This is a genomic window from Mesorhizobium sp. M0074, assembly GCF_040322975.1.
Lineage (GTDB): Bacteria > Pseudomonadota > Alphaproteobacteria > Rhizobiales > Rhizobiaceae > Mesorhizobium.
This window is the reverse complement of sequence record NZ_JAMYUM010000038.1, coordinates 13,466-28,892: the sequence shown is the minus strand read 5'-3', so window position 1 is coordinate 28,892 and position 15,427 is coordinate 13,466. Positions and strand designations below refer to the sequence as shown.

General features: G+C 61.6%; 13 protein-coding genes and 6 pseudogenes. 14 read left to right on the top strand and 5 right to left on the bottom strand.

Going from position 1 to position 15,427, the window contains the following annotated elements; genetic code table 11:
• Positions 1 to 86: 86 nt before the first annotated feature.
• Positions 87 to 924: pseudogene (gene istA, locus NKJ73_RS32120) on the bottom strand (IS21 family transposase); the annotation flags it as partial.
• Between the two features lie 132 nt (positions 925 to 1,056).
• On the opposite strand from istA (NKJ73_RS32120), the pseudogene NKJ73_RS32115 reads away from it, so the two are divergent.
• The 11 genes and pseudogenes from NKJ73_RS32115 to NKJ73_RS32065 form a co-directional block, all read left to right on the top strand.
• A pseudogene (locus NKJ73_RS32115) lies at positions 1,057 to 1,845 on the top strand (ISL3 family transposase); the annotation flags it as partial.
• Positions 1,846 to 2,070: 225 nt separating this feature from the next.
• Positions 2,071 to 2,475: a transposase family protein gene (locus tag NKJ73_RS32110; RefSeq protein ID WP_352572350.1), complete on the top strand. Its 405-nt coding sequence runs from the start codon at positions 2,071 to 2,073 to the stop codon at positions 2,473 to 2,475.
• A 45-nt stretch (positions 2,476 to 2,520) separates the two neighbouring features.
• Positions 2,521 to 3,567, top strand: a complete 1,047-nt coding sequence (locus NKJ73_RS32105) for a transposase (protein WP_352572349.1) — start codon at positions 2,521 to 2,523, stop codon at positions 3,565 to 3,567.
• A 377-nt stretch (positions 3,568 to 3,944) separates the two neighbouring features.
• Positions 3,945 to 4,199, top strand: coding sequence for a hypothetical protein (locus NKJ73_RS32100; RefSeq protein ID WP_352572347.1), 255 nt, complete (start codon positions 3,945 to 3,947; stop codon positions 4,197 to 4,199).
• Positions 4,200 to 4,264: 65 nt separating this feature from the next.
• Positions 4,265 to 5,062: an IS21 family transposase gene (istA, locus tag NKJ73_RS32095; RefSeq protein ID WP_352572345.1), complete on the top strand. Its 798-nt coding sequence runs from the start codon at positions 4,265 to 4,267 to the stop codon at positions 5,060 to 5,062.
• Positions 5,063 to 5,091: 29 nt separating this feature from the next.
• Positions 5,092 to 5,769, top strand: coding sequence for a Mu transposase domain-containing protein (locus NKJ73_RS32090; RefSeq protein ID WP_352572343.1), 678 nt, complete (start codon positions 5,092 to 5,094; stop codon positions 5,767 to 5,769).
• 14 nt (positions 5,770 to 5,783) lie between these two features.
• Complete coding sequence (gene istB / locus NKJ73_RS32085) at positions 5,784 to 6,539, top strand: IS21-like element helper ATPase IstB (protein WP_352572341.1); 756 nt, start codon at positions 5,784 to 5,786, stop codon at positions 6,537 to 6,539.
• A complete protein-coding gene (locus NKJ73_RS32080; protein ID WP_352572339.1) occupies positions 6,433 to 7,026 on the top strand; it encodes a transposase in 594 nt (197 codons plus the stop codon). Before istB ends, NKJ73_RS32080 begins: the two co-directional genes overlap by 107 nt.
• A gap of 164 nt (positions 7,027 to 7,190) precedes the next feature.
• Positions 7,191 to 8,217: pseudogene (locus tag NKJ73_RS32075) on the top strand (IS110 family RNA-guided transposase).
• A 403-nt stretch (positions 8,218 to 8,620) separates the two neighbouring features.
• Positions 8,621 to 8,765: pseudogene (locus NKJ73_RS32070) on the top strand (IS6 family transposase); the annotation flags it as partial.
• A 52-nt stretch (positions 8,766 to 8,817) separates the two neighbouring features.
• A pseudogene (locus tag NKJ73_RS32065) lies at positions 8,818 to 9,405 on the top strand (DnaB-like helicase C-terminal domain-containing protein); the annotation flags it as partial.
• A 9-nt stretch (positions 9,406 to 9,414) separates the two neighbouring features.
• Here NKJ73_RS32065 and NKJ73_RS32060 read toward each other — a convergent pair.
• The 4 genes and pseudogenes from NKJ73_RS32060 to NKJ73_RS32045 all read right to left on the bottom strand — a co-directional run.
• Positions 9,415 to 9,717, bottom strand: a pseudogene (locus tag NKJ73_RS32060) (protein-L-isoaspartate O-methyltransferase family protein); the annotation flags it as partial.
• A 106-nt stretch (positions 9,718 to 9,823) separates the two neighbouring features.
• Positions 9,824 to 10,108, bottom strand: coding sequence for a type II toxin-antitoxin system RelE/ParE family toxin (locus NKJ73_RS32055; protein ID WP_352572337.1), 285 nt, complete (start codon positions 10,106 to 10,108; stop codon positions 9,824 to 9,826).
• Positions 10,105 to 10,383 (bottom strand): antitoxin of toxin-antitoxin stability system, encoded by a 279-nt coding sequence (locus NKJ73_RS32050; RefSeq protein ID WP_352572335.1) that lies wholly within the window; start codon positions 10,381 to 10,383, stop codon positions 10,105 to 10,107. Before NKJ73_RS32050 ends, NKJ73_RS32055 begins: the two co-directional genes overlap by 4 nt.
• A gap of 120 nt (positions 10,384 to 10,503) precedes the next feature.
• Positions 10,504 to 11,628, bottom strand: coding sequence for a tyrosine-type recombinase/integrase (locus tag NKJ73_RS32045; RefSeq protein WP_352572333.1), 1,125 nt, complete (start codon positions 11,626 to 11,628; stop codon positions 10,504 to 10,506).
• A 127-nt stretch (positions 11,629 to 11,755) separates the two neighbouring features.
• On the opposite strand from NKJ73_RS32045, the gene NKJ73_RS32040 reads away from it, so the two are divergent.
• The 3 genes from NKJ73_RS32040 to NKJ73_RS32030 all read left to right on the top strand — a co-directional run bounded on the left by NKJ73_RS32040 (position 11,756) and on the right by NKJ73_RS32030 (position 15,415).
• The gene (locus tag NKJ73_RS32040) at positions 11,756 to 12,709 is read left to right on the top strand and encodes a DUF1403 family protein (protein WP_352572331.1); all 954 of its coding nucleotides are present in this window, start codon (positions 11,756 to 11,758) and stop codon (positions 12,707 to 12,709) included.
• 2 nt (positions 12,710 to 12,711) lie between these two features.
• A complete protein-coding gene (gene scpB / locus NKJ73_RS32035) occupies positions 12,712 to 13,434 on the top strand; it encodes an SMC-Scp complex subunit ScpB (RefSeq protein WP_352572329.1) in 723 nt (240 codons plus the stop codon).
• 778 nt (positions 13,435 to 14,212) lie between these two features.
• Entirely contained in the window at positions 14,213 to 15,415 is a 1,203-nt protein-coding gene (locus NKJ73_RS32030) for a Druantia anti-phage system protein DruA (protein ID WP_352572327.1), read from the top strand.
• The last annotated feature ends 12 nt before the right edge of the window (positions 15,416 to 15,427 follow it).

The window sequence follows — 15,427 nt, the reverse complement described above, 5'->3', positions numbered from 1 at the left end:
CATCACAAGGTGTCCACCTATTTTGGTGGACACCTCATGCATCAGAGCACTCAACAGCAAAAGGTGCGGGGAAATTCGCGCTTACCCTTGGCGTAGGCGACGCACTTGTCCTGCAGCCAGGCGTTCAGCTCCTCATAGGTCTTGAAGCGCAGCCTGGGCGTGAAGAAGCGCTCACGCACCAGCCCGACCTGGTTCTCGACCTGACCCTTCCCAGCCCGACGCTGGCGTGCAGGCGACCGGCTGCACCAGATAATGGCTACACATCTGCAGGAGGCGGCGATTGTATTGGCGGTCCTTGCCAACAAAGATCGTTTCCACCGCCGTCTTCATGTTGTCGTAGATGCCGCGCGTGCAGGCGCCGCCGAAGAAGGCAAAGGCCCTGTCATGGGCGTCGAACACCATCTCCTGCGTCTCGCGCGGATAGGCCCTGACGAACATCATGCGGCTGTGGCAGAGCCGAACATGGGCGACCTTCACGGTCACCGTCACGCCGTTGATCAGAACGATCTCGTGGCTCCAGTCGAACTGGTAGGCCTCTCCCGGCGCGAAGAACAGCGGCACATAGGCTTCCGCCGTTGCCGATCCTTGCGCCTTCGCCCAGCCCTTGGCGTATCGACGGACCGCATCGTAGCTGCCTTCATATCCGAGCCCGCGAAGCTCCTCGTAAATCCGGATCAGAGTCAGCCGCTCGCGCGCCGCCTTGGCGTGGTTGCCACTTAAAAGCCCGTCGAGCTGATCCTGCCAGGGGCCGATCTTCGGCATCGGCTGATGCTCACGCTCGTAGGAGAACGATGTCGCGTCCGACCGCAGCACCTTCCGGACAACCTTCCGCGATATCCTCAATTCGCGGCAGATCTCCTTGATCGACTTCCCCTGGACCAGCGAAAGCCGACGTATCTTCGCAATCGTCTCCACAACCAACATCCAAAACAAATGCCTCCGATGAAACCGAAGGCAGTGTGACAACCCTGCGTTACAGGGGTCCTTTTTGGGGTCAGACTCAATCTCGCTGCATGTGAAGGCTGAAGTCGCGATTTTTCCGAGGGGGTCAGCGCGATGGAACGGAGATCTGGGTCGACGAAACTGGCGCCGGCGGGCTTCGTCGTCGAGCATGCGGAGATCGACACGGATTGCGTATTTCTTGACGTTCGCGCTACGGCGCTTTCGGCAACGTGCCCGTGCTGCGGGACCAGTTCACTCCGGACCCAGAGCCGATATCAGCGACAAGCCGCCGATTTGCCGATCGCCGGTCGGCGGGTTTTCCTGCGGGTAACGGTTCGCCGTTTCTGGTGCGACGCCGTTCTTTGCCGCCGCCGCATTTTTGCCGAGCGGTTTGGCGCCGATATTCTGGCTCCGTTATCGCGAAGGACCGGACGTCTTGAGACGATCGTTCATCACTTGGGGCTCGCGCTTGGCGGCAGGCCGGCTGCGGCCTTTGCCGATCGCCTCATGATGCCGGTGAGCAACGATACCCTGTTGCGTGTCGTGCGCCGCAGGACTGAACAGCCACGTGATGAGCTCGCCATCATCGGCATTGACGACTTTGCATTTCGGCGCGGTCAGCGATACGGGACGATTGTCTGCGATCTCGAACGCCGCAGGCCGGTGACATTGCTGCCTGATCGCGAGCAGGCGACATCGCAGGCATGGCTCATGGGCCATGCGTCCATCACGACCGTCGCGCGTGACCGAGGTGGTGGATATGGCGAGGCGATCGCCAAGGCGTTGCCACATGCCGATCAGGTGGCCGACCGCTGGCACCTGATGGAAAACGCCAGCCGAGCCTTTCTCGACGCGGTTAGCAAATCCATGCGGCAGATCCGAAAGGCCGTCGGCTGCGGCGCGGCAATCAACGTGAGAGCGCAGCGTCAATCAGGGGTTCTTCCGCATATTTGGTGCAGGTTGCGGGATTCACGGCCGGTGCGAATAAGTTCATAGAGTCGGAATCGCAGTCGACGCCGTGATTTGCCCGTGCTCCATGCCTTCCGCTTGCTGATTTCACCCGAGCTTTCGATTGTCCAAATTCTGCCGCAGGCCGAGAGGGTGGTGCTTGTGGCTCGGCCGAAGGCGATGGACTCCTGCTGTCCATGTTGCGGTCGCCGAACCCGCCGCGTCCACAGTCACTACATGCGCCGGTTGGCCGATCTGCCGTGGCAGGGACGGGTTGTCGAAATCCAGCTTCACGCACGACGGTTTCGATGTGCCGATCCCCAATGCCCGCGCCGGATCTTCACCGAGAGACTTCCTGAGACGGTTCAACCGAAAGCTCGACGCACGGTTCGGCTCGGCGAAAGCCAGCTAGCGATGGGCTTCGCGGCGGGTGGTGAGCCGGGCTCACGCCTGTCGGACAGGCTCGCCATGCCGGTGAGCGGCGACACACTGTTGCGGATGATCCGCGCGGCCGGGTTCGAGCCGTCGCAAGGGCCGCGGGTGGTCGGCATCGACGACTGGGCTTGGCGCAAGGGGCAGCGCTAGGGGACGATCATCTGCGATCTGGAGCGCAACCGCGTCCTCGATCTGTTGCCGGATCGAAATGCCGACACAGTCGCATCCTGGCTGGAGCGCCATCCTGGCATCGAGGTCATCGCGCGCGATCGTGCCGGCGTTTATGCCGAGGGCGCCCGTCGCGGTGCTCCCGATGCAACGCAGGTCGCCGACCGCTGGCATCTTCTCCAGAACCTGGGCGAAGCGTTGCGTCTGGCCGTCGGTCGCCATCGCAAGGCGGTCAGCGCCGCCGGAAAGGCCATGGCGTCCGAGATGGCCGGAAACGCTGAAGCCGAGCCGGAACCACCGGAAGAGACTTCCACGAAGCTTGATGGCCTGCGCCGGTCGCGACGCGACCAGCGCAGTGAACTCTATGCTGAAATCCTTGACTTGCGGGAGGCCGGCCTGTCGCCGCGCCAGATCGCGCCTCGGATTGGCATGAACGTGAGAACGGTCGAACGCTGGCTTGCAGCGGGCGGGGAGCCCGAACACCGACGGCCGCCCGCGCGCTCCGTCCTCATGGATCCTTTTCGAGACTATCTCGAAAAGCGCTGGCAGGTAGGCCAGCACAACGGGTTGCAACTGTGGACCGAAATCAAGCGTCGCGGCTTTGAAGGCAGCAGGGCGACCGTCTACAGGTGGACCGCCGCCCGCAAGGAGCGGTCATCGACCGCTCCGCCAAATTCGCGATGGCGGCCGCCATCGCGTCTGAACTGTGCATGCCTCCTCAGCGAGGACCCGACATCTCTCGACGAACAGACCGAGCGGTTCTTGTGCCATCTCTATGAACACGCGCCACAGCTTGCTATCGCGGGCGAACTTGCCCGCCGTTTTGCTGCATTGATACGCGGCGACGATGATGCCGGCCTCGAGCAATGGATCGCCGATACCGCGGACAGCGAACTGGCTTCCCTTGCAGCAGGCATCGGCCGTGACATCGAGGCTGTCCGGGCGGCAATCACCCAGCCCTGGAGCACCAGCCCCGTCGAGGGACAGATCAACCGTCTCAAAACCATCAAGCGCCAGATGTATGGCCGCTCGGGATATCCACTGCTGAGAAACAGGCTCCTGGCAGCTGCCTGACCCGTGCAATAGCCCGCCCATGGAGGGCCGAAGGGGACCTGCACCAAATATGCGGAAGAACCCCAGATTGTCGCGCTATAGTCGGCAGCACCATCATAGATCCGAGGCTTCTCACCTATGCCGAACGACTACAGTATGAGGGATATCAGCGCCGGCAGGAAACCAACGAGGCCATTCTGGAATTGTCGAAGCAGGGCATTCCGATCAAGCAGATCGTCAAGCGGACCGGGCACAGCCGCAAGCTCGTCCGTAGCGTCCTGCGCGGCCAGCGCTGCGATGTGTTCCGCGTCCGACAAAGCTCGCTCGAGGAATGGCTCCCCTGGCTGGACAGCCGTTGGGGGCAAGGCGCGCGCAATGCATCGGCGCTCTGGCGCGAAATGCGCGAGAAGGGCTTCTGCGGCCAGATCGGCGTCGTCTCTGAATGGGCGCGGCGCCGACGGCTGGCCGGAAAGGCCGATCAAAGCGCACTTGCCCGCACGCCTTCGGCACGAAGCATCGCCAGGCTCATGACGCTGGCGCGCGACGACCTGTGCGGATTCCAACGATTTACCGGACGGCATTCCGATCAAAAACCGGACGCGATTCCGAGAATTAACCGGACGCGATTCCGATTAAATACCGGACAGTTTTGAAGCCTGGATAGTGCCTTTGGGTCAGCAACCTGGGCATGCATTTCCTCGACGTAGAGGAGAGACGCATGCCGAAGAGAAGAAGGCTGACCATGAGACAATTGAGACAACTGCTTCGCCTAAACGCGGACGGCATAAGCGTTCGCGACATTGGCGCCATGCTTGGGATTGCCCGCAGTACGGTGCAGGACAACATAGAGCGAGCGACTGCCGCCGGCCTTTCCTGGCCGTTGCCGGCGGAGCTGACGGACGATGTTCTCGAACATCGGCTCTTCTCCCGTCAGGGCGTCAAACAAGGGATACGCCGACGCACCGAGCCTGACTGGGGGGCGCTGGCCGTCGAACTGAAGAAGCCGGGCGTGACGCTGTCGATCCTGTGGGAGGAGTATCGGGCGGTTCATCCTGAAGGCTACGCGTACAGCCGTTTTTGTGATCTCTTTAGAGGCTTCGAGCGGCGGCTGTCGCCAACGATGCGCCAGGAGCATGTCGCCGGTGACAAAGTGTTCGTCGACTACTCCGGCAAGAAGCTGCCGATCGCGGACCGCAAGACCGGGGAGATCCGCCAGGCCGAGATCTTTCTCGGGGTGCTCGGCGCGTCGAGCTACACCTTCGCCGAGGCGACCTGGAGCCAGACCCTGCCGGACTGGATTGGCTCGCATGTGCGCATGTTACGCTTTTTTGGCGGCGTCCCGCGCCTAATTGTTCCCGACAATCTGAAGTCTGGCGTGAATCGGTCGAGCTTCTACGACCCCGAGATCAACCGCAGCTTCGGCATGATGGCTTCGCACTACGGTGTCGGCGTTCTGCCGGCGCGACCGAAGCGGCGTCCGTTTCGCGCAGAGCTGCATTCTCGGCCGGCTGCGTAACCACACGTTTTTTTCCCTGGACGAAGCCAATGCCGCTATCCGGGAGGCTGTCGAGCGGATCAACACCCACGTCATGCGCCAACTGGGCCAATGCCGGCGACCTGTTCGAGACGATGGAACGACCAGCGCTCGCCACGCTGCCGGCCGAGGAATACGAGTTCGCCGAGTGGCGGCTGGCTCGTGTATCGACCGACTATCATGTCGAGTTCGAGCGCTATTTCTACTCCGTGCCACACGGCCTCATCCGAGAGCAGGTGGATGTCCGGGCAACGAGCCGAACGATCGAGATCTTCTTCAAGGGTAAACGCGTCGCGGCCCATCAGCGCCGCTATGGTGGGGCCCGTTTCGGAACCGACCCGGACCACATGCCCAGTTCGCACCGCCGCTACGCGGAATGGTCGCCGGAGCGCTTCCGGCGCTGGGCTCGTTCGATCGGTCCACAGACCGAGGGGCTCGTCATCGCCATCCTTGCCAGCCGGCCGCATCCGGAACAGGGCTTTAGAACATGCCTCGGCATTCTCAAGCTCTACCAGGCGATCGACACGGCGCAGGCCGAAGCCGTGTCAGCCCGCGCGCTCGAGATCGGTGGCCTGAACTGCAAAAGCATCAGCGCCCTCATCAAATCCCACAAAGCCTCCAGGCACACCGCCGAACCTGCCGCCGTCGGCGAGCACGCCAATCTTCGCGGCCCAGGCTACTTTCATTAAGGAGACAATCAACGATGCTTATCAACCCCACCATCGACATGCTGCGCGAACTCGGCCTTTCCGGCATGGCAAACGCGTTCCAGGAACTGGAGACGCAGCCGGAGGCAAGAGCCCTCCAGCACGGCGAATGGCTTGCCCTCCTGCTCGAACGGGAGGCGACAACGCGCCGTCAGAAGCGCTTCGAGGCCAGAGCCCGTGCCGCCAGATTACGTCATGACGCCCAGATCGAGAACGCTGATTTCCGGGCAACCCGCGGTCTTGATCGCAATCTCTTCATGAGGCTGGCGACATGCGACTGGATCAGACAGCGCCATAGCCTGCTCCTGATCGGACCAGCCGGCGTCGGGAAGAGCTGGCTGGCCTGCGCGCTCGGCCACAAGGCATGCCGCGAGGATCTCTCGGTCGCGTACCACCGTGTGCCGCGCCTCTTCGCCTCGCTCGCCCTTGCCCGCGGAGACGGCCGTTACGCGAAGCTGCTCAAGAGCCTGGCCAAAACGGACTTGCTTATTTTAGACGATTGGGGGCCGGAGAAGCTCAACGACGAACAACGCCGCGATCTCCTGGAAATCGTCGAGGATCGCTACGAGAAGCGTTCCACCATCCTCACAAGTCAAATTCCCGTGGATCACTGGTATGACATGATCAGCAATCCGACCATCGCCAATGCCGTTCTCGACCGCCTTGTTCATAACGCCTATCGCATCGAACTTTCCGGCGAAAGCATGCGCAAACACAAGGTCCTGCCAGTCCCAGACGCAACTCCCGCTTGAGCGAAAACGAGTTCGTCGACAAATATCGAAAGAGACCCAGAGGCGCTCTAACCCGTCCGGCTTCGCCTCGGAATCGCGTCCGGTATTCTATCGGAATAGGTGTCCGGTTTCGTCTCGGAATCACTGTCCGGAATCATTGGAATACGCAGACCTGTCCAAATCCGACGCCCTGCTGGTCGCGGCAATCGAGAGCAATGTGCCTGACCTGACCATCGCGCGAACGCTGATCGACGACTTTCAGCAGATGATCCGATCAAAGGCGGTCGCAAAACTGGACGCTTGGCTCGAGGGCGCGAAGGCAAGCCTCGTCGGGTCCTTTGCAAACGGGGTCCAAAAGGACATCGCCGCAGTCCGCAACGCCATTATCTCTCCATGGTCGAATGGCCAGACCGAAGGCCAGATCACCAAGCTCAAACTCATCAAGCGCCAAATGTACGGCCGCGCCAAGATTGATCTGCTCCAGGCGCGCCTCATCGGTGCAACTTAGGCTGTGGCCGCAGCGAGAGTGCGTCAGAGCCCTTTTGGACGCCGATCACCCCTGAAACGGGGTCCTTATTCTTATTCCACACGATGACGTAATTGCTGTCGGTGCTCCTTTGAAGGAAGACTTCGCCGACGGCAGAAGCCGCCGACTTGGATAAGGAGGTCGCAGTGAAGCAATATGTCGGGCTGGATGTCTCGCAGCGGGAGACCAGCGTTTGCGTGGTTGATGATGCTGGAAAGATCGTGTTCCAGGGGAAAGCCAAGTCCGATCCGGGAGCATTGACGGAACTGCTGCGCAAGCGCGCCTGGCGCCGAGCGGATCGGCTTCGAGACGGGCGCCATGTCCAGTTGGCTCTGGCACGAGCTTAAGCGGGTCGGATTGCCGGTCGTTTGCATCGATGCTCGGCATGCGAAGGCGGCGCTTTCGGTGCGGATGAACAAAAGCGACGAGAATGATGCCCGCGGCCTCGCCGAGTTGGTTCGCGTCGGCTGGTATCGTGAAGTGAAGGTGAAAAGCGCTGGAAGTCAGGCCACCCGATCCATGCTGGTCACCCGGTCACGACTGGTCGGGATCCGCCGCGATCTCGAAAACCAGGTCCGCGCGATGCTGAAGGAATACGGTCTGCTGTTCGGACGGTCCATCGGTTCGCAGTTCAGGCGAAAAGCCCTGGAGCTGGTTGCTGACGGGCATGAGCTTCTGCCGGTTATCCAGCCTCTATTGACCATTCACGAGCAGGTCTGTCGTGAGCAGGAGAAGCTCGATCGGCAAGTCCGGCGTCTTGCCCATGGCGATGAAACCACCCGCCGGCTGATGACCGTTCCAGGCGTCGGTGTGGTGACCGCGCTCACCTTCCGACACACGATCGACGATCCGTCGCGCTTCCGCTCGGCCGCCAACGTAGGCGCCTATCTTGGCCTGACACCGCGACGAAAGCAGTCCGGCGAAACTGACATAAACGGCCGCGTCTCACGCTGGGGAGATCGCCTGTTGCGGACCTATCTATACGAAGCGGCCAGCGTGCTCATGCACCGGACGAAGAAGTGGTCGACGCTGAAGGCGTGGGGCGTTCGTCTGTCGAAGCGGGTCGGCATGAAAAAGGCGAAGGTGGCAGTCGCTCGCAAGATCGCCGTTCTCCTTCACTGCCTCTGGGTAGATGGCACCAGCTTTGAGTGGGGAAACGAAAAGATGGCGTAGCAGTTCGACCGCAAACCAGTTCTCGAGCCTTCCTTCGCGAAGCTCGTGATGTCCCCGCCGGGACGGCGGTTGCGGTGACCTCGTTGTTTCGGCTGAGGACGACTCTTCCGTACCTCGTTCCACACGTTGAGGCACCCGACCCGAACATCATCATGAGGCATTCGACCTCGGAAAGGACCATGACCCCGGCGATGGCAGAACAGAATTGATGACTATTCGAATGGGCGAAACACAATGCCCCATCGGGGCGTGGTGCGGTGATCTCGTTGAATCGGCTGACGTTGGCCTCGTCCAAACGTCGTTGCACACGTTGAGGCACCTCAAGCCAGGACACATGATGCCGGCAATGGAACGAAAGAAATGCTTGACCAATAGCCGCAATTAAAGGGCCGAAACACATTCCATGCTCGGATTCAAATCAAGCGCCAGTGCTGCGACGATCCTGTCTGGTATCGAAATGGTTCACATGATGCGCAAACAACAGGCGAAGTACGCCTACAATCCGGCACCATCGCTCGCCGAGCCAGTTTGAAATCCTCGCTGCCTGAACGCCGTACCTGATCAGCTTGGTCGTCCAAGGGCAAGTTTGCGACAAAGCCCGAAAAACTGGTCGCCTGCTCGCACCATGCAGAAGATCCCGCTGTTCATCGACCAGACCGGCGGCATCTCGATCGCGCAGCTGTCGGCGCGCGCGACGGCTGAAGCGCCAGCGTGGCCTCGACGTCATCGTCATCGACTATATCCAGCTGATGCAGGGATCGAGCGCCAAATCCTCGCAGAACCGCGTGCAGGAAATCACCGAGATCACCACCGGCCTGAAGGCGCTGGCCAAAGAACTTGCCGTGCCGATCATCGCGCTGTCGCAGCTGTCGCGCCAGGTCGAAAGTCGTGACGACAAGCGCCCGCAGCTCTCGGATCTGCGCGAATCGGGCTCGATCGAACAGGACGCCGACGTGGTGATGTTCGTCTACCGCGAGGAATACTATCTGAAGAACCGAGCCGAAGCCCGGCACCGACGAATACATCAAATGGGAAAACGAGATGAACGAGATGCGCGGCAAGGCCGAGGTCATCGTCGCCAAGCAGCGCCATGGGCCGACCGGCTCGGTCAGCCTCGCCTTCCAGGGCGAGTTCACCCGCTTCTCCGACCTCGCCGAGGAGCATCACCTGCCGGATCGGTTCGAGTAGCGGAGCTCATCAGACGGTTTCGAGCCGGCTGAACCGAACTGGGATAAGCTGCCGAGTCTTCAGTTGCCCTGCCGAATCCTTGTCGATGACCGTCAGCAACTGCACTTCTTCAGGTCCCACAGGCAGAACGAGGCGTCCCCCCGGCTTGAGTTGCTTCAGTAAAGCGGGCGGCGCCTGCCCCGCCGCCACGGTGACCAGGATCTTGTCGAATGGGGCGTGCTCAGGCCAGCCGCGAGACCCGTCCCCGACACGAATGCCGACATTGGAGAAGCCGAGACCCCGCAGGAGAGCCTCGGTGTGGCTTTTAGTTTCCGATTTCAATTGAAGCGGTAAGCTGAAATTTCCAACCAAATTTCGGTCCTTGCGTGGGGTCGTTTACGGAAATGGCGCGAAATCCCGCCTTGGCATTAGCCCTGCCTTACTCTTTTGTCGGCGGCCACCGGCGAGCTGTATGCACCAGGGCCAGCACCCACAAGTCTTCGCCTTCGACTTCGTAAACCAGACGGTAGCTCTCATGTGGAATCAGCTCGCGCGTGCCGGAGATTTTTCCGGTGCGGCCGAGCCTGGGAAAATCGGCCAGCTTCGCCGCCGCGTCGCTGAAAAGCTGGTCCATCCGAGCGGCCGCCGACTGGTTGTCGGCCGCAATGTAGTCCCATATGTCGGCACGGTCCTGTTCGGCCTCTGGTGTCCAAACGACCCTCACGCCTGGCTTGCCGACTTGGCACGCCGGGCGGCGAACTCAGCCTCGATCTCGTCATTCGTCCGGCCTCGGCCGGCGCGCATCGAGGATCGCGCGACTTCGACCTTGCGGCGCAGGAACTCGTCATACTCCCGTTCTTCGCGCCGGCGCTGAATGTAGCCACGCATCAGCTCGCGAACCACCTGCGACGCCGGCCGGTGGTCGGCTTCGGTTTCGGCAATGAAGGCGTCGCGCAGCTCTGGCTCGAGCTTCATCGTGAAAACCGCCTCTTTCGGCATGGTCGGCCTCCTCGGGCTAGATACTCATGAAGCATATACGTTGTCATCATCAATCGGCAAGCCTGCAAATGGCTGACAACCCGCAAAATGGGCCTCCCTCACGTGGGGCGAGGGGCTTGTTCAGAGCCCGGACGCCTTGGTGAGGTTGGTCCGGAACCGATCGCGTCGGCGCTGATACTTGCGGGTCATCTCGGCCGAGGCGTGGCCGAGCTGCTTCTGCACGTAACGCTCCTCGATCTCCGCCGAGGAGGCGAGTCCGGCGCGAAGGGAATGCCCGGCAAACAGCAGCGCGCGTTCCCCTTCCGGAAGATCGGAGCGAACGCCGGCGGCGAGCGCGGTCTGCTTGACCAGGCGGGCGACATGCTTGTCGGAGAGCCGCTCGACATCGACGGTCTTGTTGTCCTTGAAGATCCGGCGGAAGAGGGGGCCTCTCGCGATGCGCCCGAGCCTGATCCAGGTTTCGAGTGCCACGACGGGGCAGGAGAGGTCGCTGGAGCCGCGGCCGACCTCGACCTCGCGCCAGCCGGTTTTTCCCCGCAGCGTCACCAGAACCCCCTTGTCGGAAAAAATCTCGATCCAGCCGGCGCCGTCGCTCTTGTCGTCGCGGGCGACGTCGAGGCCGACGATTTCCGAACGGCGCAACCCGCCCGAAAAACCCAGGAGCAGGATGGCGCGGTCCCGGAGGCCTCTCAAACCATGATCCAGCGTTGCGACCATGGCCAACAGATCCTCGCCGAGCACGGCTTCCTTCTGCCGTGGCGGCTTTGCGTGCTTGCGACGGATGCCGGCGAGCACGGTGGCAATATGCCGATCGGCGCGATCCATCGGCTGGCCGCGCTGGGTAAAGTTCCAGGCGAGGCCGGACAGCCGCCGCTCGATCGTTGCGACGGAGAGTGATGGCAGGCCGCGTTTCGGATCGCCGGCGGCGGTGCCTGAGGCGCAGGCGCTGATATAGAGCCCGATTTTTTGCACTTCCGGCGGCAGCGGCTCGAAACCGTTGCGCCGGCACCAGGACGAATAGTGCGCAAAATCCTTGGCGTAGGCGTCTCGCGTATTGTCGGAGTTGGCCGCCTTCGCGTAGGCCGTCGCAGTCGCGACCAGGGCTTCCAGGCGCGCCAGCGGCGGCGAGGTGGGGGGCGAGGAGCCCATATCCATCACCAGATCGATGAGGTCCGGCAGATCGCCGTCCTGGGGGCCATCGGCCGTGTCGTCGATTTCGGGCGGGTTTTCCGGGGGATTTTGCATGGTTTGGCAGCCTATCAGAATACGTCCGATAAGGCAAGCTTATCGGACATAAAAGTCTATCGACAGGCTGTGCGTTTTGGCGCAAAAATCATGGCAAAAAGCGCACCGGCACTTTACTCTCCAAATCATGATTCGCCTCGATCCCGCGATCGCCAGCTTCTCTGCGCCGCCCTCCGTTCCGGCTTGGGCGATCACAAGCGCCGGCGCGCCGAGTGACGGCGACGCGGCCTTCCGGGCAGGCGCCGCCCTGGGTGCCCTCGATACGCTCACCCGCGCGCAGCCTGCCGGGGCCGGGGCCTGGCGGCAGCGCCTGGCGCTTAGCTGCGCCGCCGCCAGCATGCGGCTTGTTGGCCGCGCCGAGGACGCGGCCGCCCTGCGCGACGCTTGGTATCTGCGCCAGGTCGGGACCGACCCCGGACCCGCCGGCACCATCTTTGGGGCCTGGCGGCAGTTGGCCGGGCAACTGCCTGTCGCCAGCGCCGATCGGTTCGAAAAGATCGTCGACCAGCTCGGGCTCCATTGGGATAGTGCCGCGCTCGCCGACCTCTGCACAGAGATCGAAAAACTGGCTGGGTTGCAGCGGCCGGCGCCATTCGCCGCCGCGGCGATTGCCGCTCACGTCGTCGCCGTACGCCCTGACTCCGAGCTTTTTGCCTGGTGGCTCGCCGACCTGGTGCTGGCAAAAAGCCTGCGCTGGCCGCGGCCGCTGCCGCTCCTGATGGCTCAGGGCTTTGGTCCGGCTTTTCGCGATGAGGCCAGCGGCAAGCGCATTCGACCGGGCGAAAAAGGGTTTGAGCGGGCGGTGTGCCTGGCGCTGCTTCGATCAGCGGCCGACGCCTGCCGGTTGGCCGCCGAGCTGTCGCGTCGCGCGGAGCGGCTCATCGCCGTCGCACCGAAGCTCAGGGCAAAGGGGGCGGACGATGTGATCCAAAGACTCCTCAATGAAGACGCCGTTTCGGGCTCGCTGACGACCAAAAACCTGTCGCGTTTTGCGGCGCGGCGCTTGTTCGACCGGCTACTACAATTGGATGCCGTGCGCGAGCTCTCCGGCCGCACCGCTTTTCGGCTGTTTGGGCTGTAGCGATGAGCGAAGCGTCCGCCCGCCGCAAGCCGAACGAACAGCCTGTGCTGCTCGACCCGGAATTGGACCACCTGCCGCCGGAGCTGCGCTGGCGCGAATGGATGGGCCGCGTCGAAGCGGTGATCTTTGCGGCAAATGAACCGGTGACACGTAGTGTCCTCGCGCGGGTGGTGGGAAGGAATTGCAATCTCGAGCTGATCATCGACGACATCCGCGCCGAACTCACCGACCGCCCCTATGAACTGGTCGCGGTCGCCGGCGGCTGGCAGCACCGGACCAAAAAGGCCTTTGGCGACGTCATCCACGCCGCCTTCGGCCAGCAAGGCGGCCAGGGCGAAAAAGAACTGTCGCAGTCGGAGGCTCTTGTCCTCATGTGTATCGCCTATTTCCAGCCGATCACCCGTGGCGAGCTGTCGTCCTTCTTCGGCAAGGAGGTGTCGCGCGACCTGATCGCCGTTCTGCGCGGGCAGGACCTCATCGCCTCGGGGCCGCGCAGCCCGCAGCCGGGGGCGCCCTACACCTATGTGACGACGAAAACGTTCCTGTCGCAGTTTGGGCTCGACACGCTGCGCCAACTGCCAGATTTCGAGGCGCTCGAAGACGCCGGGCTGCTGTCGAAGGAAAAGCTGCTGGCCGGCGATATACCGACCGGTCTTGCCCGGGGGGAGGGCGACGGCGAAGAGGGCGAGCCAACGAGAGGCGTGATTGAGGATGAGGTGCTCTGAACTGATCGAAAAGGGTTGCTTGCGACAGCTTGCAACTCAGGGCCATGATGACTGATCGTACGGCAGCCGGTGATCGGGATCAGGGACTGCGGCCTTATCGCCCTCGACAAGGTTGGCCAGCATGGCGCAGCGACGGAAACAGGACACCGCGAAGCCCAGTCGTAATGACCAGGTTCGCAAGCTTCCACGAAGGCGGAACCCCTCCTGTCGAGGCGAGCGATCTGGCGCCAGGCACAATCCCATTCCTTCCAGGCACTATCCCAAAATTCGGTCGAACCCCCGAGAAAGATCGGCGATCTCGGAAAGCGTGATCTTGTAGGCGGCAAGGGTGGCCGGCGGGACGATGCTGGCGCCCTGCTTATATTCGTCAAGAGCGCCTGATTCCTGACAGTGTATCGGTTGAGCCTGTCTTCACTGTTGCCGAACTGAAGCCACCGGGCCCCGCTAGATAGGCGCGACGCTGCGCGTGCCGATCATCGGTGGATAACCGAAACTGGTGAAATTTCATCGAGCAGCTAATCTGCGACTGACTGTATATGAAGGATGTCCGGTCTGAGATGATAAAGATGCAGGGGTAAAGTCATGACCATCACATTAGTTCGCGGACCGTTTTTGTCACAAGAGGCTGGAGCATCGACTTCGCCAGCGAATCTCGACGAGTTGGGTGTCGGTTCGAGAAGGGTTGTGCCTCGGCTACTGCCTTGAACTTAGACTATTGTTTGGTTGTATGGTGTTGCAAAAGTCCGGAACAACCGGAATGTATTGTGGAGAAGGTGTCTTGGGGGAGAAAACTCTAATCAATTTTCCGCCGCCGGAAGCGCAGCTAAAGCGAGCGGTTCGCCAGGATCTGAAGCGTATCGGCTTCAAAAAGGATAAGACCGGCCAACTGTTGTCCCCTGGACAGGACAAGCAGGCGGTACGATTGCTTCATGCGGAACAGCGTAGCGAGAAACTCAAAGCGAATGCAGCCTTCCTTGCCCGATACGAATCGGAACTGTTGCCCTGTTTTGCGGATGGCGATGAGATCGAACCTGCGAACATTAGGTTGGTACTTCGGCGAGTGCGAAGCGACACGAAGGATGCGAACCTATTTCGGCTGGCTACGCTGACTTGGTCCGTCCCCGTCTCGGCTGGGTTTGGCCGGCGCCTCCGTTATTTGGTGTGGGATGAGGGGCATGACCGTTTGGCCGGCATCATCGCGTTGGGTGATCCGGTATTTAATCTCTCGGTTCGGGATAAGTTGGTGGGCTGGAATTCAACTGACCGATCACTGAGGTTGGTCCATCTGCTTGACGCTTATGTGTTGGGAGCTGTGCCACCGTACTCATTCCTACTCGGCGGCAAGGCCGTGGCTGCACTGGTCCGTACGCAGGAGGTAGTGCAGGACTTTAGGGACACCTATGGAGAGTCAGTTGGTATCATTTCAGGAGCAGCCAAGCACGCTAGTCTCCTGATGGTGACCACAACATCGTCGATGGGACGGTCGTCGGTCTATAACCGATTGACGCTAAACGGCACTCGATACTTCGAGCCGGTGGGCTACACGACGGGGTGGGGCCACTTCCATATCACGGACGCGTTGTTTGTGAAATTGCGGTCGTATCTCCGGCAACTCAAGCATGAGTACGCGGATCACCATGCGTACGGCAAAGGACCGAACTGGCGGTTACGAACCATCAAGGCTGCGCTTACTCGGCTCGGCTTCAAGAATTCCTTGCTCAAACACGGCATCCAAAGGCAGGTGTTTCTCTGTCCCCTGGCAAGAAATACGGCCGACATTCTGCGTGGAGGTGGGGCTGAGCCTGACTACCAGGACCTGCTAAGTGTGGCCGAGGTGTCCGCGCTGGCCGTAAGGCGATGGATGGCCCCCCGTGGCAGCCGTGAGCCAGCTTTTCGAAGATGGCGCAGGGACAGCGTCCCACTACTTGTGCGCGGCGACGTCGCTGGAAGCCTTGACGAGTTGAGGAGACAGGCAGCGTAAGCTGCCGTCTGA